The sequence below is a fragment of the Alicyclobacillus fructus genome (assembly GCF_017329605.1).
Taxonomy (GTDB): Bacteria; Bacillota; Bacilli; order Alicyclobacillales; family Alicyclobacillaceae; genus Alicyclobacillus; species Alicyclobacillus fructus.
The window spans coordinates 1-343 of sequence record NZ_JAFMTY010000095.1; the positions used below are offsets into that span (position 1 = coordinate 1).

The window sequence follows — 343 nt, forward strand, 5'->3', positions numbered from 1 at the left end:
GCGCGAGCTTCGGATAGAGTTGGAACGCCTCAAGGAGCTTCAGGGCGAAGCGCACACGAAGGCGCACTGTCGGCTTGCGAGCCATCCAACGTTCAAGCGCTACCTGAAACAGGACCGATGGGGGAACCTGAGAATTGACCCGGAGGCCGTGCGGCAAGCGGCCCATCTGGACGGGAAGTACCTGATCCGCACCTCCGATGACACGCTGTCGACGGAAGATGTCGCACTGGGATACAAGCAGCTTCTGATGGTGGAGTCCGCGTTTCGGACACTGAAGACGACGTTGGACATCCGTCCCATGTATCACCGGAAGGACGAGCGGATCCGTTCGCATGTGTTGCTG

1 pseudogene is annotated in these 343 nt (G+C 59.8%); it reads left to right on the top strand.

Annotated features, from left to right (window positions below):
* A pseudogene (locus tag J3481_RS14465) lies at positions 1–343 on the top strand (IS1634 family transposase); the annotation flags it as partial.